The sequence below is a fragment of the Variimorphobacter sp. HTMS_6 genome (assembly GCF_059717775.1).
In genome coordinates this window covers 3595261-3619154 of sequence record NZ_AP046094.1, presented here as the reverse complement: position 1 = coordinate 3619154, position 23894 = coordinate 3595261, and the positions used below count along the sequence as shown (strand labels likewise).

At 37.9% G+C, this 23894-nt stretch carries 21 protein-coding genes; 11 read left to right on the top strand and 10 right to left on the bottom strand.

Features of this window, described 5'->3' with window-relative positions:
* The first annotated feature begins 140 nt into the window (after window positions 1-140).
* The 6 genes from AC6IWN_RS16325 (at window position 141) to AC6IWN_RS16300 (ending at window position 5272) form a co-directional block, all read left to right on the top strand.
* On the top strand, window positions 141-770 hold the full coding sequence (locus AC6IWN_RS16325) for a TetR/AcrR family transcriptional regulator (protein ID WP_497988801.1): 630 nt from the start codon (window positions 141-143) through the stop codon (window positions 768-770).
* The gene (locus tag AC6IWN_RS16320; RefSeq protein ID WP_497988799.1) at window positions 745-1461 is read left to right on the top strand and encodes an MBL fold metallo-hydrolase; all 717 of its coding nucleotides are present in this window, start codon (window positions 745-747) and stop codon (window positions 1459-1461) included. The genes AC6IWN_RS16325 and AC6IWN_RS16320 overlap by 26 nt, the downstream gene beginning before the upstream one ends.
* A 71-nt stretch (window positions 1462-1532) precedes the next feature.
* Window positions 1533-1949, top strand: a complete 417-nt coding sequence (locus AC6IWN_RS16315; RefSeq protein ID WP_497988797.1) for a protease complex subunit PrcB family protein — start codon at window positions 1533-1535, stop codon at window positions 1947-1949.
* 480 nt (window positions 1950-2429) lie between these two features.
* On the top strand, window positions 2430-2675 hold the full coding sequence (locus tag AC6IWN_RS16310) for a Veg family protein (RefSeq protein ID WP_497988796.1): 246 nt from the start codon (window positions 2430-2432) through the stop codon (window positions 2673-2675).
* A 193-nt stretch (window positions 2676-2868) separates the two neighbouring features.
* A complete protein-coding gene (locus AC6IWN_RS16305) occupies window positions 2869-4437 on the top strand; it encodes a DUF3794 and LysM peptidoglycan-binding domain-containing protein (RefSeq protein ID WP_497988794.1) in 1569 nt (522 codons plus the stop codon).
* Between the two features lie 238 nt (window positions 4438-4675).
* Entirely contained in the window at window positions 4676-5272 is a 597-nt protein-coding gene (locus AC6IWN_RS16300; RefSeq protein ID WP_497988792.1) for a hypothetical protein, read from the top strand.
* A 216-nt stretch (window positions 5273-5488) separates the two neighbouring features.
* On the opposite strand, the gene ispE is transcribed toward AC6IWN_RS16300, so the two are convergent.
* On the bottom strand, window positions 5489-6364 hold the full coding sequence (gene ispE, locus AC6IWN_RS16295) for a 4-(cytidine 5'-diphospho)-2-C-methyl-D-erythritol kinase (RefSeq protein ID WP_497988790.1): 876 nt from the start codon (window positions 6362-6364) through the stop codon (window positions 5489-5491).
* A 65-nt stretch (window positions 6365-6429) separates the two neighbouring features.
* The gene (spoIIR, locus tag AC6IWN_RS16290) at window positions 6430-7104 is read right to left on the bottom strand and encodes a stage II sporulation protein R (RefSeq protein WP_497988788.1); all 675 of its coding nucleotides are present in this window, start codon (window positions 7102-7104) and stop codon (window positions 6430-6432) included.
* A 210-nt stretch (window positions 7105-7314) separates the two neighbouring features.
* Here spoIIR and AC6IWN_RS16285 point away from each other — a divergent pair, with 210 nt between their 5' ends.
* Window positions 7315-7731 (top strand): YwiB family protein, encoded by a 417-nt coding sequence (locus AC6IWN_RS16285; RefSeq protein WP_497988786.1) that lies wholly within the window; start codon window positions 7315-7317, stop codon window positions 7729-7731.
* A 316-nt stretch (window positions 7732-8047) separates the two neighbouring features.
* On the opposite strand, the gene AC6IWN_RS16280 is transcribed toward AC6IWN_RS16285, so the two are convergent.
* The 8 genes from AC6IWN_RS16280 to AC6IWN_RS16245 form a co-directional block, all read right to left on the bottom strand.
* Entirely contained in the window at window positions 8048-9220 is a 1173-nt protein-coding gene (locus AC6IWN_RS16280) for a CapA family protein (protein WP_497988784.1), read from the bottom strand.
* A 137-nt stretch (window positions 9221-9357) separates the two neighbouring features.
* Window positions 9358-9810 carry a hypothetical protein gene (locus tag AC6IWN_RS16275; RefSeq protein ID WP_497988783.1) on the bottom strand — a complete coding sequence of 151 codons (453 nt, stop codon included), beginning with the start codon at window positions 9808-9810 and terminating at the stop codon, window positions 9358-9360.
* 134 nt (window positions 9811-9944) lie between these two features.
* The gene (locus tag AC6IWN_RS16270; protein WP_497988781.1) at window positions 9945-10673 is read right to left on the bottom strand and encodes a lysophospholipid acyltransferase family protein; all 729 of its coding nucleotides are present in this window, start codon (window positions 10671-10673) and stop codon (window positions 9945-9947) included.
* A gap of 60 nt (window positions 10674-10733) precedes the next feature.
* Window positions 10734-11888 (bottom strand): M15 family metallopeptidase, encoded by a 1155-nt coding sequence (locus tag AC6IWN_RS16265; RefSeq protein ID WP_497988779.1) that lies wholly within the window; start codon window positions 11886-11888, stop codon window positions 10734-10736.
* Between the two features lie 214 nt (window positions 11889-12102).
* Window positions 12103-13569, bottom strand: coding sequence for a nicotinate phosphoribosyltransferase (locus AC6IWN_RS16260; RefSeq protein ID WP_497988777.1), 1467 nt, complete (start codon window positions 13567-13569; stop codon window positions 12103-12105).
* 251 nt (window positions 13570-13820) lie between these two features.
* On the bottom strand, window positions 13821-14603 hold the full coding sequence (locus AC6IWN_RS16255; protein WP_497988775.1) for a hypothetical protein: 783 nt from the start codon (window positions 14601-14603) through the stop codon (window positions 13821-13823).
* Entirely contained in the window at window positions 14600-15463 is an 864-nt protein-coding gene (locus tag AC6IWN_RS16250; protein ID WP_497988773.1) for an ABC transporter ATP-binding protein, read from the bottom strand. The genes AC6IWN_RS16255 and AC6IWN_RS16250 overlap by 4 nt, the downstream gene beginning before the upstream one ends.
* The gene (locus AC6IWN_RS16245; RefSeq protein ID WP_497988771.1) at window positions 15456-15827 is read right to left on the bottom strand and encodes a GntR family transcriptional regulator; all 372 of its coding nucleotides are present in this window, start codon (window positions 15825-15827) and stop codon (window positions 15456-15458) included. The genes AC6IWN_RS16250 and AC6IWN_RS16245 overlap by 8 nt, the downstream gene beginning before the upstream one ends.
* A gap of 610 nt (window positions 15828-16437) precedes the next feature.
* On the opposite strand from AC6IWN_RS16245, the gene ileS reads away from it, so the two are divergent.
* The 4 genes from ileS (at window position 16438) to AC6IWN_RS16225 (ending at window position 23669) form a co-directional block, all read left to right on the top strand.
* Window positions 16438-19644: an isoleucine--tRNA ligase gene (gene ileS, locus AC6IWN_RS16240; RefSeq protein ID WP_497988770.1), complete on the top strand. Its 3207-nt coding sequence runs from the start codon at window positions 16438-16440 to the stop codon at window positions 19642-19644.
* Between the two features lie 364 nt (window positions 19645-20008).
* Window positions 20009-20326: a cyclic-di-AMP receptor gene (locus AC6IWN_RS16235; RefSeq protein WP_497988768.1), complete on the top strand. Its 318-nt coding sequence runs from the start codon at window positions 20009-20011 to the stop codon at window positions 20324-20326.
* 137 nt (window positions 20327-20463) lie between these two features.
* Window positions 20464-21609 (top strand): trigger factor, encoded by a 1146-nt coding sequence (tig, locus tag AC6IWN_RS16230; RefSeq protein ID WP_497988766.1) that lies wholly within the window; start codon window positions 20464-20466, stop codon window positions 21607-21609.
* Window positions 21610-21626: 17 nt separating this feature from the next.
* Window positions 21627-23669, top strand: coding sequence for a YgiQ family radical SAM protein (locus AC6IWN_RS16225; protein ID WP_497988764.1), 2043 nt, complete (start codon window positions 21627-21629; stop codon window positions 23667-23669).
* The last annotated feature ends 225 nt before the right edge of the window (window positions 23670-23894 follow it).

The window sequence follows — 23894 nt, the reverse complement described above, 5'->3', positions numbered from 1 at the left end:
GTGAAGGGGTGAATTTATACTTTGAATATACGTTAAGTGGGAGTATATTCCAACTAGATATTGACAGAATGGTTTCGATATTCTATATTAAATATAGGACTGAACATACAGTACTAAAATAGACCATAGAGGTGATAAGGATGAACATACCCAATGCAAGAGAAAGGATTTTAAATACTGCAATTAAAATATTTGCTGAAAAAAGCTACGAGGGCTCTCGTATCGATGAGATAGCCAAAGAAGCCAATGTTACAAAATCCTTGATATATTATCATTTTAAAAGTAAAGAGGAGATTCTTCAGGTATTGATTGAGAACTTTACGAATGAGTATTTAGAATTAATTGAAGAAGGAGTTGGAGAGAGTCATCACGAGAAAAGCGAAAAGCTGGTACATAAAATGAAAAACAAGTACTATGAATTCGGTATTCGAAATGCAGATCTCGTTCGCGTAATTCTAATAGATTCCCTTAAGAAGGGAAAGGAAAAACCGATTTTGTTCCATATTGTTGATGCTATGATATCGAAGGAAGTTGAAGGCAAAGAAGGATTGGACATTGATATACAAGAAAGGAGAATTGCCGAATTCTTCACCAGCTTTATGCCTAATTATGCTTACATCTGTTTTGGAGAGTCTTGGAGAAAGTATTTTGATATAGAAAAGGAAAGGTTTGATGCGTTATATCTTAAGGTTTATGAAGATACTCATGGAGCCTATCATAAAAATCATGATAAGGAGAGCTGCGATGAACCAGGAACTGTTTCGAATTGATTTGAGCGGAGTGAATTGTTATCTTTGTAAAAGAAATAATAGCTATGTATTATTTGATACCGGCGGAAGCTTGATTATGGATAAAGGATATAACAACAGAAGGCAGGAATTGATGCATCAATTGGAACAAGCAGGGTGTTATCCCGGTAATCTGAAGGCCATTATATTAACACATGGTGATGTGGACCATACCACGAATGCAGCATACCTTAGAGATCATTACCAAACGATCATTGCTATGCATAAAGATGATACGCAACTCACACAAAACCTTACCGTTGATAAGATGCTTTCCAGCTTCCAATTTAAATCACTTATTCTAAAATTATTTTTTCTTGTGATGAAGAAGACAATTAAAAAAGTATCTGAAAATACATTGAAAAGTTACGAATCGTTTTACCCTAATGTGTTAATCGAGGATGGAGAAAGTTTATTACAGTATGGATATGAGGGTGAAGTTGTACATTTACCCGGACACACACCGGGATCAATTGGTATATTATCGCAAGATGGTATATTGATAGCTGGAGATACGTTTAGTAATACGAAAAAACCTATCACGGCGATGAATGCAGACAATTTTAATCAGTTAAATGAAAGTGTGCAAAAGTTGAAGTCAAAGCATGTAACTACAATATATCCGGGTCATGGCGAGCCGTTTCATGCGAATAGGCTTGGCTTTAGAAACTAGTAGAGAGTAACCTTGAATTTTTTAAGCAAATAATTCATAGAATTAGATAAGTAATTATTTATGGAGGTTGTATGAAGAGATCGGCTCTAGCAGTTCTGCTTCTAACAATAATATTAGTGTCCACTGCACTAACAGGGTGTAAGTCGGTGAATACCGATGTAAAGAAACTTAAGGATCTTGAATTTACTGTGGTTGAAGATCCGGATGTACCGGGTGAGTTAAAAGAGTTCATTGATGAGAAGAAAGCAGTTCCTTTTAAAATGACTTATACGAATAAAGATAGCCTTTACATTGTGGTTGGATATGGTGAACAACGTACCGGAGGGTATAGTGTTACAGTGGATGAATTGTATCTTACCAAAAATGCTATTTACATTAATACTAATTTGGTTGGGCCATCCAAGGATGCTTCCGTATCACAAAGTCTTACCTATCCATATGTAGTTGTGAAATTGGAACGGCGAGATGAGAAAGTTGTATTTGAATAATATGGACGATAATTTGGGAGAGTATGTGGCATAGGGAAGCTACTTGCTCTCCTAAAATTATCAATAAATTTGCTGTGAAATAGTGGAAGAGATAAGCAAGGTTACTATATTTTGTTAATAATCCGAGCTAAATAACAAGATATTGTGTATTATAATAATTTGGAATACTGCTTAGATATTCCCAAAAAAAGGTCATGTTCTTTGTGCATTTTTGTAAATTGACATATGGAAGAATATGATAAAGTGAAAATATTCCATTAAAGTATACAAAAATTTCTACGATTCATGTGCATATTTTTCGGAATAAATCGTCGTGAATCATCAAATTGTCTGAAAATTTGTTGACGATAATTGGAATTAGTGATATAATAGTTGCGACGCATGTGATTTGTAACAGATTTATTTATTATGATGTATTCATTGATCTAATAAGGTGACCTGTTCCGTATAGGATTTATGGATATTGGCAAGGAGAAAATAATGATGAAGCAAAATGATGTAAACTGTGTGAGAAATGCAGTAATAAACCAAACAGGGAAGAGAGTAAAGATTAGAATAAACAGGGGACGACACAAAGTAGACGTATCAGAAGGAATTATATCAGAGACTTACCCAAGTATATTCCTAGTAAAGATTCAGGAATCAAAGGATACACCCGTTAAGGTTGTCTCATATAGTTACACTGATATTTTAACAAAAGATGTTGAGTTGATTCTTTGCAGATGAGATTAGACCTAAAGCAACAAATTTCACGCTTCGCGAGAAATTGCGTTGTATGAATAGAGAGCTAAAGCCAGATATGGGGGGCTTTAGCTTTTTTTGCTTTCTATAATACATTTTCCATTCATAATTCCCTTTGGACGTGAATAAGATATGACAGAGGCATCCGTCATATGTCCAAATTAAGGAGGGAATATAAGTGGATTTGATTAAAAAGAATATTCATATGAATAAATTGAGATGTAAGAGCGCCCTGCAACTTACATTGGACGACGATTTTAATGTTCCGGATGTAAAACCGGATATAGACCAGATTATAACCGAGCAGGGTGAAATCAAGATTAGTGATATCAAAGCAATGAACGGCAAACTTCTTGTAAAGGGTGTTCTGGCGTTTAATGTCCTCTATTTAAGTGAAGGTGACCAAAGACCGATTCAAAATATGTCAGGAGAAATTCCATTTGATGAAACAATCAATATGGATATAACCTGCATTGATGATGATCCAACTGTAAAATGGGATTTGGAGGATTTATCTACTGGACTGATCAACTCAAGAAAGTTGAGCGTAAAATCCATAATTCGCTTATTTGTAGTTGTGGAGGATCTATATGATGAAGAAACTGCAGTCAGAGTAGAAGGACCGGAAGACATTCAATGCATCAATAAAAAGATAGAAGTTACCGACGTAGCAGTAAATAAAAAGGATACATTTCGTATTAAGGATGAGATAAATCTGCCAAGCAATAAGGGGAACATCACGCAGGTACTCTTTAAGGATATTAATCTGAGCAACGTAGAAATTAGGCTGCTTGATGAAAAATTCACAATAAAAGGGGAGCTTCCGATATTCATTATGTATACCAGTGCGGATGAAGAGAATCCGATCGAATATTTTGAAACGGACATTCCATTTAGCGGAACAATCGATTGTGCCGGATGCACTGAGGATATGATTGACGATATTACAATCGGCATCCTAAGCAAGAACTTAGAGATTAAGCCGGATGCAGATGGTGAAGATCGTAATATAGATTTAGAAGTAATACTGGAACTGGGAATTAAGGTGTATAAGACAGAAGAACCGGAGATCTTATGTGATGCATACAGCCCGACTAAGGATGTTAGGCCTGTAGTGCGTGATGCAATATATGAAAATCTTGTTATCAAGAATAATAGCAAATACAGAATTTCTGACCGCTTAAGTGTACCGGAAAATCAACCGAGGCTTCTTCAAATTTGCCATGCACAGGGAAATATAAAAATCGACGATATCACCCAAGAGGATACGGAACTTCAGGTAGAAGGTGTGATAGAGGTTAATATACTCTATATCTCCGAGGATGATAGTAAGCCGATGAATTTACTAAAAGGAATAATACCGTTTACCCAGGTAATTGAATTAAAGGGTATGAAGCCGGATAGCAATTATGAGATCAAACCATACATAGATCAGTTAAGTGTGATGATGCTTGATGCAGATGAAATTGAGGTTAAGGCTACGATAAATCTGAATGCCATCGTGTTTGATATGATTACAGAGGAGATTATCACCGATATTGAAGTGGCTGATCTTGATTTAGATAAGCTACAATCAATGCCGGGAATTATCGGATATGTGGTGAAAAGTGATGATACTTTGTGGAATATTGCAAAGAAATATCTAACCACTGTGGATAGTATCGTGGATATTAATAATCTGGCTGATGCAAGAGTCAATGAAGGTGACAAACTGATTATTATGAAGATGGTTGATACAATTCTGTAGAGCTAGCTAAATGATAAATAGGAAATGAAATTTTATAAAGAGGCTGCGGAGAAGGTTGTTTTATTCATAAGAGGGATCTTGTGAATGAAAAACTTCTGAGCGGCCTCTTTTTGCACTACTTATGATTCTTTCAGAAAAAGGTTAAGAAATTTCCTTATTTATCCGAAATACTCATTGTAACTGACGGTATATCGAGAGTAGAAGAAGTAGTCTTACTACTAATCAAGGAGGATAAGATATGAGTGTAAATGGAATTACGAATGTATCTCAGAGCTATGGAAGCAGTTCTGCGACGAAGTCGGATGGAAGAGCTGGTAAAAGCAGTGATGCAGTAAAACAAGAGGATGTGGCTGCTGTTTATGAAAAAAGCGGACAGGTAACGGAAGAAACCACCGTTTATAAACAGGATACGGCTACAATTGAGCGCCTGAAAGCGGAGGCGGACAGACGCAACCAAAGCTTACGGGAATTGGTGTTGCGTTTAATAACAAAACAGGGACAAACAGTGGATGATTCGACTGATATATATGCCTTACTTCGAGAAGGTAAAGTAGATGTAGACCCGGAAACCAAGGCACAGGCACAGCAGGATATATCAGAAGATGGTTATTGGGGTGTGAAACAAACCTCAGATCGGATCTTTTCCTTTGCAAAAGCATTGGCAGGAGGAGATCCTTCGAAAGCGGATGAGTTGATTGAAGCAGTGAAGAAAGGCTTTGATGATGCTGCAAAAGCATGGGGAGGAGAGCTCCCTGATATATGCCAACAGACATATGATTCTGCAATTTCAAAGCTGGAGGCTTGGAGAGACGGCAAGGATAATAATGAACAGTAATCAAAAAAGGGCTGTTGTAAAATAAATAATTCGTAGGAATAATGTTATATTGTCATAATGCACTGTTTGGAAGACAACATTCATGATTATGTATTTTCGAAGGCGTACTTTTATGTAAGACTACGAAATACAAAATAGGAATGCTGTACATCCAAACAGTGTGTGAGACAAATAACATTGCTCCTAATTAAAATTATTTATTTTTACAACAGCCTTTTATTTATCTGGAGTGTAGGGTTTTGTCAGAAACACTTGCTTCCCATAATGTCTATGCTTTGTGAAGTACTGATAAGTGTTCTGCGCAAGCTCCCTGCTCTTGTAGATACCGAATACGGTAGGGCCGCTACCGCTCATGAGAGATACTAAAGCACCGAGTTCACACATCTTGCTCTTTATCTCGTTAATAATGGGATAATTATTTACGGTTACAGTCTGTAGTATGTTATCCATATTTTTCGTCAAAGCAGAGAGATCTCCGTTCTCCAGAGCTATGCGCATGTTCGTAATATCCGGATGCGGAATGTCATCGGTTAACTTAAGGTTTTCGTAAACATACTTGGTAGAAACACTGATATCAGGTTTGACCAGTACTACGTGACATTCGGGTATAGGTGGTAGTGTGGTAAGAACTTCGCCAATTCCTTCAGAAAGAGCCGTTCCCAACTTAATACAATAAGGTACATCTGCACCTATTTTCACTCCAATCTCCATAAGTTCCTCCTGGCTAAAGCCGGTGTTATAGAGTAAATTAAGCCCTTTTAAGGTTGCGGCGGCATCAGAGCTACCGCCTGCTAATCCTGCGGCTACCGGAATATGCTTTTCCAGTTTAATGAACAATCCGTCTTTTATTCTGGCTTTTTCAAAGAATAAGGTGGCAGCTTTATATACCAGATTACCTTTATCAATGGGAAGATAAGAAAGATTTGTTTTCATTAATATCTTATTAGAGTTTGTTTTTTCTATCGTTATGGTATCATGTACGTCAAGAGATTGCATAATCATACAAACATCATGATAACCGTCAGGGCGCTTTCTTAAAACATCTAAACCTAGGTTGATTTTTGCATAGGCTTTCACTGATATAGAATTCATGGGTGACCTCCGGTAACTTTTGATTAACGGTATTTTATCATAAATATGGCATATTTACAATGTGACTAATCGAAAAGCTTCTTGAAAGATTCCCATAGCTTGAACTTAATGTGTACCGGTTCATTCTTTAAGAGCAACGAATCATATTCCTCCTTGGTCAGAAGATGCTGCAATTTCATGTTGGTTTGTTTATCAACTACGCTGTAGGTATCATCAACAAAGCAAAGCGGAGGGAACATGACACACCACCAGTTTTTGCCCTTTGCTTCACCGATACGAACACGGAGCGCTTCGTAGTTGCCGGGTGGGAAGGAATATTGGCCATATAATTTTAGAGGGAAATAGCAATCACCTAATGAAACATCCACTGAGTAATCATATCCGTTTTTCCGGATCGTGTCCGTTGCAACCTTCTGGATCATATCTTCGTTTTTAGTAATAATAGAACGCGCCTCTTGAATTGAGGAGGCCTTGACTAGCAGAGGGGAAAGCTTCTGCACTAATTTGTCCCTTACCTTTAATTTGAGTGCTTGGTCAGAAGCACTGTCGCTGTTTGCGATTACGTGGAAGCGGATGATCTCTTTTGCGATTCCCTGCTGAACATCCTTGTTATGTAAAGCACTCGATTTTACAACACACATGGTTATGCCACAGAACAGGATGATTCCGATGAGTAATAATTTATTTAATTTGTTACTGCTATCGCTTTGGTTACTATGTATACGTTTATATGATTTCATGATATCCTCCATTTATTATGATGTAACTTCACTGATCTACTTGTTATGTAATTAGATTGTTACCACATAATGGTAATATATACATAAACGATTAAAATAATCCTTAGGTTTCAATGAAGGGAATATGAAAATAATGAAATAGGATAAGTACTTGTCCTTTGGGAAGGTTAATAGTACAATAAGTGAATAGTTATAGACATGGAGGCAAAGATGACAAAGGACGTAGAAATCAGCATTATCGGAAAACAACAGAGTATAGAAGATAATGAGGTAACAATAGAAACAACCGGTAGCTATCATTTTACAAATGGGAAGCATTATGTTCAGTATTACGAGATAAATGAAGAGGCTGGAAAGACAATTAGAAATACGTTAAAAATATCTGGTTCTGAAGTAACTTATAGAAAAAAAGATGAATTTAATACCTGGATGTATTTTGATAAGAACGAGATCTCTCAGATGAATTATCCAACACCCTATGGTAACTTGGCACTCTATATCTCAACAAAAAAAATTGAGGTTTCCGAAACACAGGAGAAGATAGAGGTACTGCTTGAATACACCCTATCGAATAATAACACTCCGGTTTCAGAGAACACTATGCACATCATAATAAGAGCGAAGTAGATGCAGTACAATATATTAATTCAATAAGATATTAACTCGTTTGATTTTATATAAATAGCATTTAAGAAAGCATGTGATTATAATCCGCAAATAGAAAGTTTCTATCTGGTGGATGATAATCACATGCTTTTTGATGAGAATATTCATTAATAAAATTCATGTATTAAAAGGGAAAGGTGTAAAAAAGTATAAAGTTATATTACCTTATACACTGTTTGGAAGATACAGAATTGTATTCTATACAGTATGAGGCAAATAATATCAATCCTTGATAGAATTATTTATAAACATCCCCTCGATATTATTCCTGGGAAGATTAGTGTACATAGCCATCCTCATCGATAGTAACATTTGTGGATAAGGATCTCATAAAGTTGTAATAGGTTTTCTTTTCTCCCGGTTCGGTTAAAAGATAGGTCTTGGTATTCTTATTCATGACGGGAAGAAGCTGGAACTTTATTGTATTATTGGGTGCAAGATATAGCTTAGCCATACCGGACTGTTTGGTGGAAGAGTTGAACCAGTAATTACCGAGACTATAAGCAATCGGTTTTCCCTTGTAATATTCTATACCCTGCATCACATGTGGATGACAGCCGATAACGACATCTGCACCGGCATCAATGTATTGACGTGCCAGCGCGCGCTGATATGCCTCTGGGAAGTTGTTGCGTTCCACGCCCCAATGCACGAAGATTACAACAAAATCACTGTTGACGTTCGCATCTTTAATTGATTCAATTATCATAGCAGGATCATAGGTTCCGACCATACCAAGCTTATTATCAGTTGCGTACCAGCTACCCTTGAAGATGACTCGGGAGGCAGCGAGAAAAGCTATCTTTCTTCCTCCAACGGTACGATAAATAGGTGCTTTGGCACGATTCATATTCTCACCAGCGCCGACATAATCGATTTTTGCTTTGTCCAGTGTGTCAAAGGTATCCTGCAATGCATCCGGCCCATAGTCTAGTGCATGATTATTCGCCAATGATACGATATCAACGCCCATTTGCTTTAGAATGTCAACTCGACCTGGATCAGCACGAAAGGTATAGGATTTATTAGCGGACTTCGTTCCTCTGGTACTGTAGGAAAATTCATTATTTAGCATCATAACATCTGCAGACTGCATCTCTTTGAGTAGATCCTCAGAAAAACAAGCGGTTATATCCTTACCGGAGGAATCATATTTCGCTACCGGATCACTATTTTCATCAAAGTTGACATCACCTGCAAAACCAAGAACCACTGGACTTAGGGTAGGGGTTGGAGAAGGTGTGGGTTTAGAAGTTGCTTTTCCCTCACCGGTGGGAGTCGCATTATCTTTTGTTGGTGCTTTCGTAGGCTTGCCATTCTCTGAATTATCCGAGGCAATGGTTGAATCTTTTCGGTTTTGCAACTCGAATGCATATACTAATAACCCTCCGATCGCAATCAGGGTTATGACACTTACAATAAATAGAATAATAATATTACGGTTTTTCATACTACCTCATTTCTGCCGAAAGCGGCATATGGAATAAAATGTGTATACTTACTGATAATTGATGGATTTTCGGTTAAATAAAAATCCTCTTACCAATGTTAACAGTGTGACATCATGGTGAGAGGATTAAATTTTAATTATTTATCTTTTTTAAAAGAACCAGTGATTCTCTTAAAGATGGATTTCTTCGCTTGTTTTTGAACCAAATTGCCTCTTAATCCCTTTACATCCATGATGTAAATACCACTAAGAACTGCCTTTACTTCTTTTTTAATTGGAATTAATTCGAATACCTTAGGGTCACACATCAATGACATAACCTTTGGGCCAATCTTTGCTTTTACAATCGGGATCTTGGAACCACGCATATATCGAGGTGTCTGGTCAAGAACCATCTTAGGAAGATTCGCTTCCTTCATCTTCATTTTCTTCTTATCAATTACTAGGATGGATACAGTCTGTGCGGCTGCCTGCATCTGTGCTTGTGAATCCTCTTGCTTTTTCTGAAGTCGGTTTGCGAAAAAATATAAACCAACTAATATACCTATAATTACAACAGCAACTATTATTAATATAACCCACCAATACATGAGCTAGGTACCTCCTTATTAATATGCTAATGATTAAAACCCGTCCATATATGGAACATCGATAATTGTATCATCTTTTTATCAAAAAATAAATAGCAAAGTGAAAAATATACAAAGATACTTAAATCAAAGCGTTATATCATTTCATTGTTTTTCATTAGCATTCCACGAATGATATTTTGCACATAAGAACCAAGGAATTTCTGATCCTCTTTTGACAGATCTTTTGGATAAATCGGCTTACCGTATTCAATAATCACATGTGCCGAATGAATCCATGGAGAATGTTTTTCAAATAATTCATCAGTGTTAGAGAGTGCAACCGGAATGATAGCGCATCCGGTTTTTTGTGCAATTTTAAAGCTGCCTTCTTTGAAGGGTAGCATATCATTCCCTTGGCTGCGGGTTCCTTCCGGAGAGATATATACGCTATAGCCATCCTTCACTAAATCAATGCCTTTTAATATCGTCTTTAATCCCTGCTTTACATCATCGCGGTCTAAGAATAGACATTGTAAGAAGCGCATCCAATAGCTAAGGAATGGGATTTTACCGATTTCCTTCTTTGCCATAAAGCTTGTAAGGGTCGGAACTGTTGAGTATGCAATTGGAACATCAAAATATCCTCTATGATTTGCGATATATAACACAGCCTCATCCTTAGGAATGTTTTCGCGTCCGATTACTGTTTTTTTGACACCGCAGATAAAGTTAATGATATGGAATGCTCCGACAACAATTTTTTGCGAAGTGCCGACCATAGCTCTACGGTTAAATCTTCCGATTATCCACATGATCAAATATAAAGGGATGCTGATTATAAAAAATATTAATAAAAATAAGACTGTTAGTATAAGTCGCATAAAACCTCCTGATTTTAAATGATTTATAATCTGTACTAGTTTATTCTACTGTTGCAACATCTATTCGGAACCACCGTCGATAGATCCTGAGGTATCAACTCCGGGACTTGTTGGAGTTGTAGGCGCTTTCGTTGGAGTTGGTGTATGAGTTGGAGCCTTGGTTACCTTAGGAGTTGGTGTAAGGGTCGGTTTCATTGTCGGTGTTACAGGTGCTTTACTAGGAGTATCGGTTATATTATTATCACCACCATCATCCGGTGGTAAAGTAATCGTTGGTGAAACCGTTACCGTTGTAGCAGGAGTCGGTGTTGGTGTTGCTGGTCGATGATATGTAGGTGGAGTATAATTAATCATGCTGGCATAGACCGTTTCAAAATCAAAGTTCGGGTCAGGAGTATAGTGATAATATTCCTCCAGCGATAAATCATTCTTATACATATAGAATGCTAATGCTTTTCCAACATAACGAATATGCCATGGCTCATATGCGTATCCGGTAATTGAAGCCTTGTCCTTAGGATAACGTACGATAAAGCCGAAGAAGTGAGCGTTCTTAGCAACCCACATTCCCTCAGGGGTAGAAGCAAAATCATCGTTTAATTGATTACTATTTGACCCTGCGGATATATCAATAGATAATCCTGTCTGATGTTCACTGGTACCCGGTACAGCGGAATACATCAGGGTATGCGTTTTACCCTGGGTTTTGATATTATTGCGGAATATCTGGTACTGTCTGTTATAAGAACGATATGCGGATACTCCGGTTAAATCATAGCCGGATTTTTCGGCGGCAGCAAATAATTTTTCCAATGCTTTTGCTGCTTCGGGGCGCATAAGTGATTTTTCATCGGAATATGTAGTGTTAAAATGTACATCCGGTCTTACTAATTTATCCGGCTTATAGGTCTTTGGTAAGCTATGTTCTTTATTAACAAAGACAGTGATGCTGGATGGATCCAAATCCATCTTAGTAGCCGGAACGAAATCTTTAATTTCTTTATCCGTTTGTTCCTGCTCCTGAGGAGTTAGTGTAACCTCATTAATATCATCCAATGAGACTGTCGGGGATATTGAATTACCTGCGGTGTCAGAAGAGTCTGTAGTCTTAGCATCGGAATGAATGGTGCGAGAAACAGCCACATAAATGATACCGCTGACTAAGGTAAGAGATAAAACTGAAATAATTGTGAGTATTAATACCTTTCTGTTCAAACGGGTATCTCCTTTCGTATAAAAACATACTTGATAAATAAACCCGGGACGTCAAGGTCATCTGATTATTACTATACAAATGACATTGAATCAGGATAGGGTATTTACCATATATGGTATTCATTTGTTGAGTGTGTAATTTGGTCGCTTCAATCATTATATCATATAATAGACGATAGTGTTTCATAAAAAGTTTACTAAAGTTCGAAAAAATTTACAGTAAATTAGTATGAGGTTTTTCAGTTAAGCTATCAATGAGTTGTGATTTTATCTTATAGAGTTTTGAGGATAAATCAACGTACACGATATGTGGATTAATCAGACGTCGAACCTCATCCCAAATGGTATCGAGTTCCTTCATGCAATAATCACGAATCTCCATAACGGTCGGGGAGGTATATACGCACTTGCCCGATAGGAAGACAGGAACAAGTAATTCTCTCAGAATATAGGAATCTTCTTCAAGAATTGTTTTCTTCCAGGTGGCAACAGGGTCAAACAGCAGAAGGGGTCTGTCCGATGTAAATATTTCCTCATCCAGCGTGATCAAATCTGCTTTTACCTTACCGCTTTCTTTTTCATAGATACGGTAGATTTTCTTGTTACCCGGATTAGTTATCTTCCATTGGTTTTCAGAAAGTTTAATCTTAGGTTGGAATTCTCCGGCATGTTCAATGGCGGCCAGTTTATATACTCCGCCGAAAGCAGGACAATCCTTTGAAGTAATCAGCTTAGTGCCTACCCCCCAGGAATCTATCTTTGCACCCTGCGTTTTTAGCGAATCAATAATAAATTCATCCAAATCGCTGGAGGCAGTGATGCTTGCTTCCGGGAAACCGGCAGCGTCTAGCATCTTCCTTGCTTTTTTTGATAAATAAGCAAGGTCGCCGCTGTCCAGTCGAATACCATATTTTACTGGCATTTTGTCCAGGTCACTCAATTCCCTAAATACACGGATTGCATTCGGAACACCGGAACGTAAGGTATCATAGGTATCCACCAATAACGTGGTGTTCTGTGGATAAAGCTCCGCATATTTACGGAAGGCTGTTAATTCATCATCAAAGCTCATAATCCAGCTATGCGCATGAGTGCCAAGAGCTGGAACGTCGTATAATTTTGCTGCAAGAACATTGCTTGTACCGATACAACCACCGATTACCGCCGCTCTTGCCCCCAGTGTACCGGCATCCGGGCCCTGTGCTCTTCGAAGTCCGAATTCCATAACCGGTTGACCACCCGCAGCATATACCACGCGAGAGGCCTTGGTTGCAATAAGGCTTTGGTGATTAATAATATTTAATAAGGCGGTCTCAACTAACTGAGCCTCCATAATAGGTGCAATTACTTTTACCAGAGGTTCCATTGGAAATACCACAGTACCTTCCGGAATCGCATAGATATCTCCGGTAAAACGGAAATTCTTCAGGTATTCCAAAAAACCCTCGTTAAAGATCTTCTGGTTACGAAGAAATACAATGTCATCATCGGTGAATTTTAACTCGTTAATATAGTCAATCACTTGATCCAATCCGGCACAGATCGCATAACCGCTACCGGAAGGGTTCTCACGATAGAACACATCGAAGATAACCGTTTCATTATTGTTGTTATTATAGTAACCTTGCATCATTGTCAATTCATAAAAATCAGTCAATAAGGTTAAGTTCTGTTTGTCCATAAGATCCTCCTGACACAAAAAGTGAGGCTGCTTTTCTATATAAGTAAGTAGCATTTTATCATATCAAAACATATACCACTTTCTAAAATAAGTCAAGTATTCTTGAAGGGGGAATGAAGAAAAAGTGAAAAGTTAAGAATTTCATTCGAATTGTTAGAGTAGTTTACAACAAAAAGAAAAGCCTTCAGTCAGAGTCAAAGCGGCAGGGGTTAAGAATTGATGTTGCCGTTTGAATTGCTGAAGGCCAAAGATTAATCCTTTAGTGAAGTTCTTCGAAGAAGGAGGTAACTTATCATGTAGCATATAGTGGTAATAAACAACAGCATCAACATAAATCCGAAAGGGCTGCTTTGATATGTAAAAACAATAAAGTTATTCATGTCCTCCAAAGGTCTTAGTAAACTCTGGGTAATGGATATGTTCGGGAAGATAAAAAAATAAGATAGCACCGATATACTTATTATATATCTTAGGATTCTATGAATATTGTAATAAATTACTGCTACCATATAACTGAATGCTATTAGTGCTAGGAGTAAGCAAAAGTTAAAAAAATAATTATATATATGGAAGGAGATAAAGTCCAATTGAATATTCTCATATGCAATCTCAAAAAGGGATGACCATTCAACTTCACGAGTACTTGTTGTAATGTGGCTTGCCCAAAGCTTTGCCAAGAACAGCAGAACTTCACATAATAAGGACAGAATAAACACCAGAGTTAATGAAGAAAGAATCTGACTTATTATTTGATCTTTTCTTGATACTCCATTCTGTAGGAGAAATCTAAAACAATTTTTCAAAGAACGGTATCCCACAAAACACAAGATTGCGCCTGCTATAAGTTCAATGTTTGAAAACCCGGCGTATATATTTTCTACAATATTACCGTCAACGTTAGTTGGAGGGTAGATTTTATATTTGTAAATCTCCTGGAGGGCTTCTAGAAATAGCAATAAAACAAGTCCTAAATATACTAAAATATTTTTATAAAAGTCTTTGCATTGATAACGATATGCCTCTTTTATCTTCATTTTGATTCCTCCCCTTTATTCGTCATCTGGATGAATAACTTTTGTAAATCCAGCTTAGACAGCTCCAAATTACTCGGTATATCATCCTCTGCCTTTCCTAATATATAAGCTGTCTTAAGACCACCAAGCGTATCTATGCCGAGTACCTCTTTCCAGGTGATATAATCATCAATCGCATCGGCAGGACCGGATATGGTGTATCCCTGTGATAGAAGCTCTTCTGTGGATTCATTTTTTATAATCTTTCCTTGATCAATAATCACAATCTCTTCTATTACATTGGTGATCTCATCAATCAGATGAGTAGAGATAATTATAGTGCAGGGATTTTCACTGTATTTTTCAATCAGCAAACGGTAGAACAAGTCTCTGTGATTTGCATCCAGCCCTAATGTTGGCTCATCTAAAAGAAGATATGGGGTGTTCACAGATAACGACAAGATTAGCTTGAAGACGGAAGTGTATCCGGTTGATAGGGATTTTACACTCTTATTCATATCCAAAGAGAATTCTTTTGACAAATGTTGCGCGTAATCCATATCAAAGTCAGGATAAAATTGTTTCGTCCATTCATATATACGCTTAAGCTTCATGTGTTTCGGATATTGATTTTTGTCATTCACTAAAAAAAGTTTGTTAAGAGCTTGGTTATTGTTAATAATGCTTTCCCCATCAATATACACGGAACCACTACTGGAGAAGATTCGATTACTGATTATGTTAAGTAGCGTTGATTTTCCTGCGCCATTTCGACCAAGCAGCCCGTAGATCTTGTTTTCCTTAAATTGTAACGTAATATCCTGTAAAGCACATTCCTTATTGTAATATTTACTGATATTCTTTACTTCGATGCTATTCATTCTTAAACCCTCTTTCTATCATGGATTTTATCTCGTCCTCCGATATATAAAGACGCTTTGCTTCGGATACGAGATTCCTAATATAATGGTCAAAAAATTGTTCTTTACGTTGGTCTTGCAACTGCTTTAATGCTCCAGTGGCTACAAACATGCCAAGCCCACGCTTCTTAAATATAATGCCGTTATCAACTAACATGGTAATTCCCTTTAATGCGGTCGCCGGATTGATCTTGTACTTCACCGAGAACTCGGTTATGGATGGAATCTGACTTTCTTCCGGGAAAGCACCGGACAATATGGCGTCTTCTATCCCCTCTGCTATTTGCAAAAAGATAGGTTTTTCAGAGCTGATATTAATTTGCACAGCGATACCTCCTTACGTTTTTAAGAAACCATGATTTATAAAAAAAGTAATGGGTTATAATAGAGATGAAATCATAGTTATACGGTTAATTAGTCAAGTAACTAACCATGCAACTATAATATATCACTTGGAAAGAGTTGTCAATCATTAATTTGGGAAATTTTATATAGAAAAATAGCAGATGAGAGGGTACTTTTCTTCGCATGTACGGATTTATTGCATTATACAAAATTTTTTGTTGCAGTTTTACAAAGAATGTTATAAAATATCTCCTAACAGATCATCATAACCTTAATTGTGAGGATGAATGATTATATCAATTGTTAAAAACGTTGACGGAGAGAGTAAGCATTTTGCAAAAATCGCAGCGAGCCGGGGGCAGTGAGAGCCTGGTATGAGTAGCGAATGACTGAAAATCACTCCCTAGTTGCTAGACCCAAAGGCGAGGAACTACCTGCCAAGTAGGTTAAGCCGGTATCTACCGTTATATAGATAATGTATAAAAACCATATTTGGTGGAGTACGTGAAACAGGTGGTTAAGTGAAAGCTTATGCTCTCATCCTTTTTCGGATGGGAGCTTTTTTTATTTAATAATAGGAGGAATGAAACATGTATGATAAGGTATCTACCGATTTGAACTTTGTCGAGAGAGAAAAAAAAGTATTGAAATTCTGGCAAGAAAACAATATCTTTGAATCAAGTATTGAAGAACGTAAGGATGGCGAAACCTTTACCTTTTATGACGGTCCCCCGACCGCGAATGGCAAGCCACATATCGGCCATGTATTAACAAGAGTTATCAAGGATATGATTCCTAGATACAGAACGATGAAAGGTAATAAGGTTCTTCGTAAGGCTGGCTGGGATACACACGGATTGCCGGTTGAGCTTGAAGTTGAAAAGCTTCTGGGTATTGATGGCAAGGAGCAGATTGAAGAGTATGGTCTGGAGCCATTTTTACAAAAATGCAAAGAGAGTGTATGGAAGTATAAGGGCATGTGGGAGGATTTCTCCGGTACAGTTGGTTTTTGGGCTGATATGGATGACCCTTATGTAACCTATCATAATGATTACATCGAATCTGAGTGGTGGTCACTAAAGCAGATCTGGGATAAAGGTCTTCTGTACAAGGGATTTAAGATTGTTCCTTACTGCCCTAGATGTGGAACCCCACTTTCTAGTCATGAGGTTGCTCAGGGCTATAAGGATGTAAAAGAGAAATCCGCTATCGCAAAGTTCAAAGTGAAAGGTACTCAGGATGAGTATATCCTAGCTTGGACAACAACCCCTTGGACACTCCCTTCTAACGTAGCACTCTGCGTGAACCCAGGCGAAACCTATGTGAAGGTTAAAGTTCAGGTTGATGAAAAGGGCAATGTGTTAAAGAAGGATGGAAGCTGTGGTTGTGGTCATGATCATGGACATGAGCATGAAGCTCCTGTAGCGGTAGGAACAGAATATTATATTCTTGCAGAGGCGCTTCTTAATGTAGTTGAAGGAGATTATGAGGTTGTAGAAACCTATGTCGGCAAGGACTTGGAATACAAGGAATATGAGCCGTTATTTGACTATGCGAAGGTTGATCGAAAAGCATATTTTGTAACCTGTGATAATTACGTTACACTCAGCGACGGTACCGGTGTTGTTCATATCGCTCCTGCTTTTGGTGAGGATGATAACCGTGTAGGTAAGATTTATGACTTACCATTTGTTCAGTTGATCGATGGAAAAGGTGAATTCAAACCGGAGGCAACTGATTTTGCCGGAATATTCTGTAAAACTGCAGATGAACCGGTTATGAAGATGTTGGCGCAGAAGGGCTTATTATTCAAAGTGTTGAAGTTTGAGCATAGTTATCCATTCTGCTGGCGTTGTGACACCCCTCTGATCTACTATGCAAGAGAATCCTGGTTTATTAAGATGACTGCAGTGAAGGATGAGTTGATTGCGAATAATAATACCATCAACTGGATGCCGGAAAGCATCGGTCAGGGACGTTTTGGTGACTGGTTAAAGAATGTACAGGATTGGGGTCTTTCCCGTGATCGTTATTGGGGAACACCACTTCCAATCTGGGAATGTGAAGATGGACATCGCCATTGTATCGGAAGCATCGAGGAGCTAAAATCCATGTCAGATAATTGTCCAGATGATATTGAGCTTCACAGACCATTTATTGATGCGGTTACAATTAAATGTCCGGAGTGCGGCAAGCAGATGACCCGTGTTAAACCGGTTATTGACTGTTGGTATGATTCTGGATCCATGCCATTTGCACAGTGGCACTATCCATTTGAGAATAAAGAGATCTTTGATGATAATTTCCCTGCGGATTTCATCAGCGAGGCAGTGGATCAGACCAGAGGATGGTTCTACTCGTTACTTGCAATCTCAACCTTAATCTTTGAAAGAGCACCGTTTAAGAATGTTATTGTTCTTGGTCATGTTCAGGACGAGAATGGACAGAAGATGTCCAAATCTAAGGGAAATGCAGTGGATCCATTTGATGCACTTGACAGACATGGTGCGGATGCGGTTCGTTGGTATTTCTATATCAACTCTGCATTATGGTTACCAAACCGTTTCCATCATGGAGCAGTAACCGAAGGACAGAGAAAGTTCATGGGAACCTTATGGAACACCTATGCATTCTTTGTGCTGTATGCAAATATTGATAATTTTGATGCTACCAAGTATCAATTAGAATATGATAAGCTACCGGTTATGGATAAATGGCTTCTCTCCAAGCTTAACACATTAGTGAAGTCAGTGGATGAGCAGCTTGATAACTACAGAATCACAGAGGGCGCGAGATTACTTGCAGACTTCGTGGATGAACTCTCTAACTGGTATGTAAGAAGAAGTCGTGAGCGCTTCTGGGTTAAGGATATGCCTCAGGATAAGATCAATGCATATATGACTTTATATACTGCACTGGTTACCGTATCCAAGCTATCCGCACCATTTATTCCGTTTATGACTGAGGATATCTATCAGAACCTCGTAGCAAATATTGATAAAACAGCTCCTAAGAGTATTCATTTATGCGATTATCCTACTTATAACGAAGCATGGATTGATACCGAATTAGAAGTAAATATGGAAGAAGTATTAGATATCGTTGTACTTGGTCGTGCATGCAGAAATGCAGCTAACATCAAGAACCGTCAGCCGATTGGAAACATGTATGTGAAAGCAGAGAAGGAACTCTCTGAATTCTATAAAGAGATCATCGCAGATGAGTTAAATGTGAAAGCAGTAAACTTCACAGATGATGTAAGAGACTTCACCTCCTACAGCTTTAAGCCACAGCTTAAGACGTGCGGACCGAAGTTTGGTAAGCAGGTAGGTGCACTTCGAGGCGTGTTAGCTGGCTTAAACGGTAATGCGGCAATGGATGAACTGAATGCAACCGGTCAGCTTAAAATTACTCTTGATGGAGCAGAAGCGATTCTTGAGAAAGATGATCTGTTAATCGAAGCTGCGCAGATGGAAGGCTTTGTATCCGATTCCGACCGTGGTGTAACGGTAGTACTTGATACAAATCTTACTGCCGAGTTAATCGAAGAAGGATTTGTCAGAGAAATTATCAGCAAGATTCAGACGATGCGTAAGGAAGCCGGATTCGAAGTGATGGATAACATCCGTGTATCCCAGAAGGGTAATGATAAAATCAAAGATATCATGGTACGCAACAACGAAGAAATCAAATCCGAAGTTCTTGCCATGGAAGTCCTCATTGATGAAGTAAAAGGGTACACCAAGGATTGGAGCATCAACGGTGAGAATGTAACCCTTGGCGTAGAGAAGTTATAATTGAATAACTAGGTAGGTGGTACTGCTATTAAAAGTTATCAATAGGTACAAAAATGTATTGTTAAGAATAGTAAACTGGGAATAGAGAAGGCACAATAGGCATATAAGTATAAAACCGTATCCTAAGGGTAAGTAATATAAACACATTACTTGGTAAGGACGTGATAAAACTTAGTACCTATTGTGCTTTTTGTTTTACTCTTTCAAAATGAATATATTACATGGACAAGAAGAGGTCATTATACTATAATATTGATAAGAAAAATCATGATTTACAGATTGATAAATAGATAATGTACATTTTACGAATTGATTTCTTAAGTATAGTGATAGTCATATAAGAAATATTGAAGGAGGGGTTTTTATGAAAATGATTTACGTAATTGTACGAAATGTTGATAGTGGATATGTTACGGAGGCTTTAAATAAAAAGGGCTTTTATGTGACAAAGTTAGCATCCACCGGAGGTTTTCTGAGAGAAGGTAATACAACGCTGATGATAGGCACAGATGAGAATAATGTTGAAAATGTAATTGACATTATTAAGAAAGAGTGCGGACCGAGGCAGCAGATTATCCCGAACCCGGTCGGACTGGCAGAATATTCATCAATGAATGTTGCGGTAAATGTGGGAGGCGCGACAATCTTTGTAGTGGATGTTGATCGGTTTGAAAAAATATAAGAATCCGATGAACAATTTGTGAAAAACTGTTTTTTTCTTTTCAATTATTAAAAAATATGGTATAACGGAATATAGTACTTCAGAATTTTTCGGTGAATTGATACATGAGCCGATTGGAAAATGGAAAGGATAATAGAATGAAGAAGAAAGTATTGTTAGTTATGGGCTTAAGTCTACTTTTATTGGCGGGGGGCTGCACTAAAAGCGGAGCAGCAGGTGATTTAAAAAACAACCCAAGTACAGATAAATCAAGCACAAAGGTTTTGCCTGAAAAAAAGGATTATACAGCAAGTAAATATGTTAAACTCGGTAAATATAAAGATGTAGAAGTGACGATCACTAAAGTAACAGTAACCGACAAACAGGTAGAAGATAGTATGAAACAACAGTTAGCAAGTATTCCTGCGTATGAAGAAGTGAAAGGAAAAACTGTAGTTGAAAAAGGTGATACCGTTAACATCGATTATGAAGGCTTAAAGGATGGAAAAGCTTTTCAGGGAGGCACTGACAAAGGTGCTCACTTAACCATTGGTTCCGGTCAATTTATTGAGGGATTTGAATCAGGCTTAATAGGACACAAGGTAGGTGAGAAGGTTAAGCTTAACATTACCTTCCCTAAAAATTACAGCAGCGCTGAATTAGCAGGACAAGCAGTTGTATTTAATGTAACCATCAATAAGATTGAAAAACAGATTACACCTTCCTTAACAGACGATTTTATTAAGAATAATACAGAGTATAAATCGGTTGCTGATTTTAGAGCAGCTATTCGTAAACAGTTAGAAGCGGATAATGATAGCGCGAAACAAAGCGAGATGGAAACTAATCTTATTAATAAAATAGTGGCTGACTCCAAGTTTTCCAATATTCCAAAAGATTTACAGCAATATTACAAAGATTATTTGAATTATCAAGCAGAGCAGTCTGCAAAACAGTATGGTATGGAGTTAAAGGACTACATCTCACAGATGGGTATGGATGCAAAGGCTTTTGATAAATATGTAGATGATTATTCTGCTACTCAGGCTAAACAGGAGATCGCTTTAAAAGCAATCGCTGAAACTGAGAAAATGAAAGTATCCGATCAAGAAGTAAAAGATAAGGTTGCAGAATTAATGAAATCTTATGGAAAATCTGAAAAAGAAATCTATGCGATGATGTCCAAGAAAGAAATAAAGAGTAGCTTATTATTACAAAAAGCATATGGATTTATTATGGAGAGTAGTATATTAAAGACAGTTTCCCCTACTCCTGCACCAACAGCGACACCAAAAGCAAAATAAACAGAAAGTAGTAGCACATGCAAAGAGAATTTTTACCGATCAATAGAAAAGATATGGAACAAAGGGGCTGGGAACAATGCGATTTCGTATTTGTAACGGGAGATGCTTATGTAGACCATCCCTCCTTTGGGCCATCCATTATCAGTAGAGTGTTAGAGAGTCATGGATATAAAGTGGGCTTCATCGCTCAACCCGACTGGAAAGACAGTACGAGTATTACCATACTTGGTGAGCCGAAACTTGGTTTTTTAGTGAGTGGAGGAAACATGGATTCCATGGTTAATCACTATAGTGTGGCCAAGAAGAGACGTCAGTCCGATGCCTATACTCCGGGTGGAGTGATGGGAAAGCGTCCCGATCATGCAACAACAGTCTACGGTAATTTGATTCGGAAGCAATATAGAAACACACCGATTATCATCGGTGGAATAGAAGCAAGCTTAAGAAGACTCGCCCATTACGATTATTGGAGTGATAAAGTTAAGAGATCTATATTATTGGATTCTCAGGCTGATATCATATCTTATGGAATGGGCGAGCATTCCATTGTAGAGATTGCGGAGGCATTGGCAAGTGGAATCGAAGTTAAGGATATTACTTTTATTCCTGGAACCGTGTTTAAGACAAAAAGCTTAGAGTCCGTGTATGACGCAGTTGAGCTCCCGAGTTTTCAAAGTATTCAGGATAGCAAAAAAGAATTTGCAAGAAGCTTTTATATTCAATATTGCAACACGGATCCCTATTCAGGAAAGCGACTCATTGAACCATATAAAGAGAATGAATATATAGTTCAAAACCCGCCTTCTATGCCACTGACTCAGACGGAGATGGATAGAGTATACTCCTTACCGTATATGAGAGATTATCATCCTTCCTATGAGGAAGCAGGAGGAATTCCGGCCATCGAGGAAGTGAAATTTAGCTTAACAAGTAACCGAGGTTGTTACGGAGGTTGTAATTATTGCGCATTGACCTTCCACCAGGGAAGAATTCTTCAGACAAGAAGTCATGAATCCATTGTTGCAGAAGCAAATCATCTGATTTGGGATAAAGACTTTAAGGGATATATTCATGATGTCGGAGGACCCACAGCGAATTTCCGTCATGTTGCCTGTGAGAAGCAACTGACGAAGGGTGCGTGTATTAACAAACAGTGTCTATATCCAAAACCTTGTAAGAACCTTAAGGTCGATCATTCTGATTATCTTAAGCTAATGCGTAAATTGCGTAATTTACCGAATGTAAAAAAAGTATTCATAAGATCCGGTATCCGATTTGACTATCTGATCGCAGATAAGGATGAGACCTTTATGAAAGAGCTCTGCGAGCATCATATCAGCGGACAGTTAAAGGTAGCACCGGAGCATATCAGTGATAACGTACTAGCATTAATGGGCAAGCCCGAGAATGCAGTATTTGAGCAATTTCAGCAAAAGTATAAACAGATGAACCAAAAGGTAGGAAAAAATCAGTTCGTAGTACCGTATCTGATTTCCTCCCATCCGGGATCTTCGCTGAAGGAAGCAGTAGAATTAGCGGAATACCTTAGGGATCTTGGGTACATGCCGGAGCAGGTACAGGATTTTTATCCGACACCTTCCACAATATCTACCTGTATGTATTATACAGGGTTAGATCCAAGAAATATGAAAGAGGTTTATGTTCCGAAGTCCCCTCATGAGAAAGCAATGCAAAGAGCATTGATTCAATATCGTAATCCGAAGAACTATGATTTGGTCGTTGAAGCACTTAAGAAAGCGGATCGAATGGATCTGGTCGGATTTGATAAGAATTGTCTCATAAGACCTAGACAGTTCGCAAAAGAGAAGCAATGGGTTAAGACTGACGGAAAAGGCAAACCAAAAGTAAGTACTTCGTTTAAAAAACCAACTTCCGGTAAAAATGATCAACAAAGATCTGAGAAGAGTAAAACCAAAACAGTGAAAAAGGGTACATCGATGCGGCAAGATCCCTTCCATGCGAACAAGGGCAAGAGCGACAGAGCAAGAGGTGGACGTTCCGGGTTTGCAGGGAACTCCAGATCAAAAAACAATAAATAAGATTTATAATGGGTAAAAAATGTTTCTTGACAAAGAAATGGTACTAATGATATACTACGCAAAGTATCTGTTTCATTATATTTGGATAATTCAGCTCTTGGTCCGGGCGGACTAAGAGCTGTTTTTGGGAACTTTCGCAGTGACAAGGTATTGCAGAATGTATTATAGATAAGATGTTTTATTCGTGAATAAAAGATCGTTGGGCTTATAGAAAGAATAACGAAT

Excerpts from the sequence above, each read along its gene's own strand:
- tig (WP_497988766.1), top strand. The coding sequence starts at position 20,464 with ATGAAGAAGAAAGTATTGTTAGTTATGGGCTTAAGTCTACTTTTATTG.
- AC6IWN_RS16250 (WP_497988773.1), bottom strand. The coding sequence starts at position 15,463 with ATGAATAGCATCGAAGTAAAGAATATCAGTAAATATTACAATAAGGAA.
- AC6IWN_RS16300 (WP_497988792.1), top strand. The coding sequence starts at position 4,676 with ATGAGTGTAAATGGAATTACGAATGTATCTCAGAGCTATGGAAGCAGT.
- AC6IWN_RS16275 (WP_497988783.1), bottom strand. The coding sequence starts at position 9,810 with ATGTATTGGTGGGTTATATTAATAATAGTTGCTGTTGTAATTATAGGT.
- AC6IWN_RS16270 (WP_497988781.1), bottom strand. The coding sequence starts at position 10,673 with ATGCGACTTATACTAACAGTCTTATTTTTATTAATATTTTTTATAATC.
- AC6IWN_RS16255 (WP_497988775.1), bottom strand. The coding sequence starts at position 14,603 with ATGAAGATAAAAGAGGCATATCGTTATCAATGCAAAGACTTTTATAAA.
- AC6IWN_RS16325 (WP_497988801.1), top strand. The coding sequence starts at position 141 with ATGAACATACCCAATGCAAGAGAAAGGATTTTAAATACTGCAATTAAA.
- ileS (WP_497988770.1), top strand. The coding sequence starts at position 16,438 with ATGTATGATAAGGTATCTACCGATTTGAACTTTGTCGAGAGAGAAAAA.
- AC6IWN_RS16320 (WP_497988799.1), top strand. The coding sequence starts at position 745 with ATGAACCAGGAACTGTTTCGAATTGATTTGAGCGGAGTGAATTGTTAT.
- AC6IWN_RS16260 (WP_497988777.1), bottom strand. The coding sequence starts at position 13,569 with ATGGACAAACAGAACTTAACCTTATTGACTGATTTTTATGAATTGACA.
- ispE (WP_497988790.1), bottom strand. The coding sequence starts at position 6,364 with ATGAATTCTATATCAGTGAAAGCCTATGCAAAAATCAACCTAGGTTTA.
- AC6IWN_RS16315 (WP_497988797.1), top strand. The coding sequence starts at position 1,533 with ATGAAGAGATCGGCTCTAGCAGTTCTGCTTCTAACAATAATATTAGTG.
- AC6IWN_RS16285 (WP_497988786.1), top strand. The coding sequence starts at position 7,315 with ATGACAAAGGACGTAGAAATCAGCATTATCGGAAAACAACAGAGTATA.
- AC6IWN_RS16225 (WP_497988764.1), top strand. The coding sequence starts at position 21,627 with ATGCAAAGAGAATTTTTACCGATCAATAGAAAAGATATGGAACAAAGG.
- AC6IWN_RS16310 (WP_497988796.1), top strand. The coding sequence starts at position 2,430 with ATGATGAAGCAAAATGATGTAAACTGTGTGAGAAATGCAGTAATAAAC.
- AC6IWN_RS16280 (WP_497988784.1), bottom strand. The coding sequence starts at position 9,220 with ATGAAAAACCGTAATATTATTATTCTATTTATTGTAAGTGTCATAACC.
- AC6IWN_RS16235 (WP_497988768.1), top strand. The coding sequence starts at position 20,009 with ATGAAAATGATTTACGTAATTGTACGAAATGTTGATAGTGGATATGTT.
- spoIIR (WP_497988788.1), bottom strand. The coding sequence starts at position 7,104 with ATGAAATCATATAAACGTATACATAGTAACCAAAGCGATAGCAGTAAC.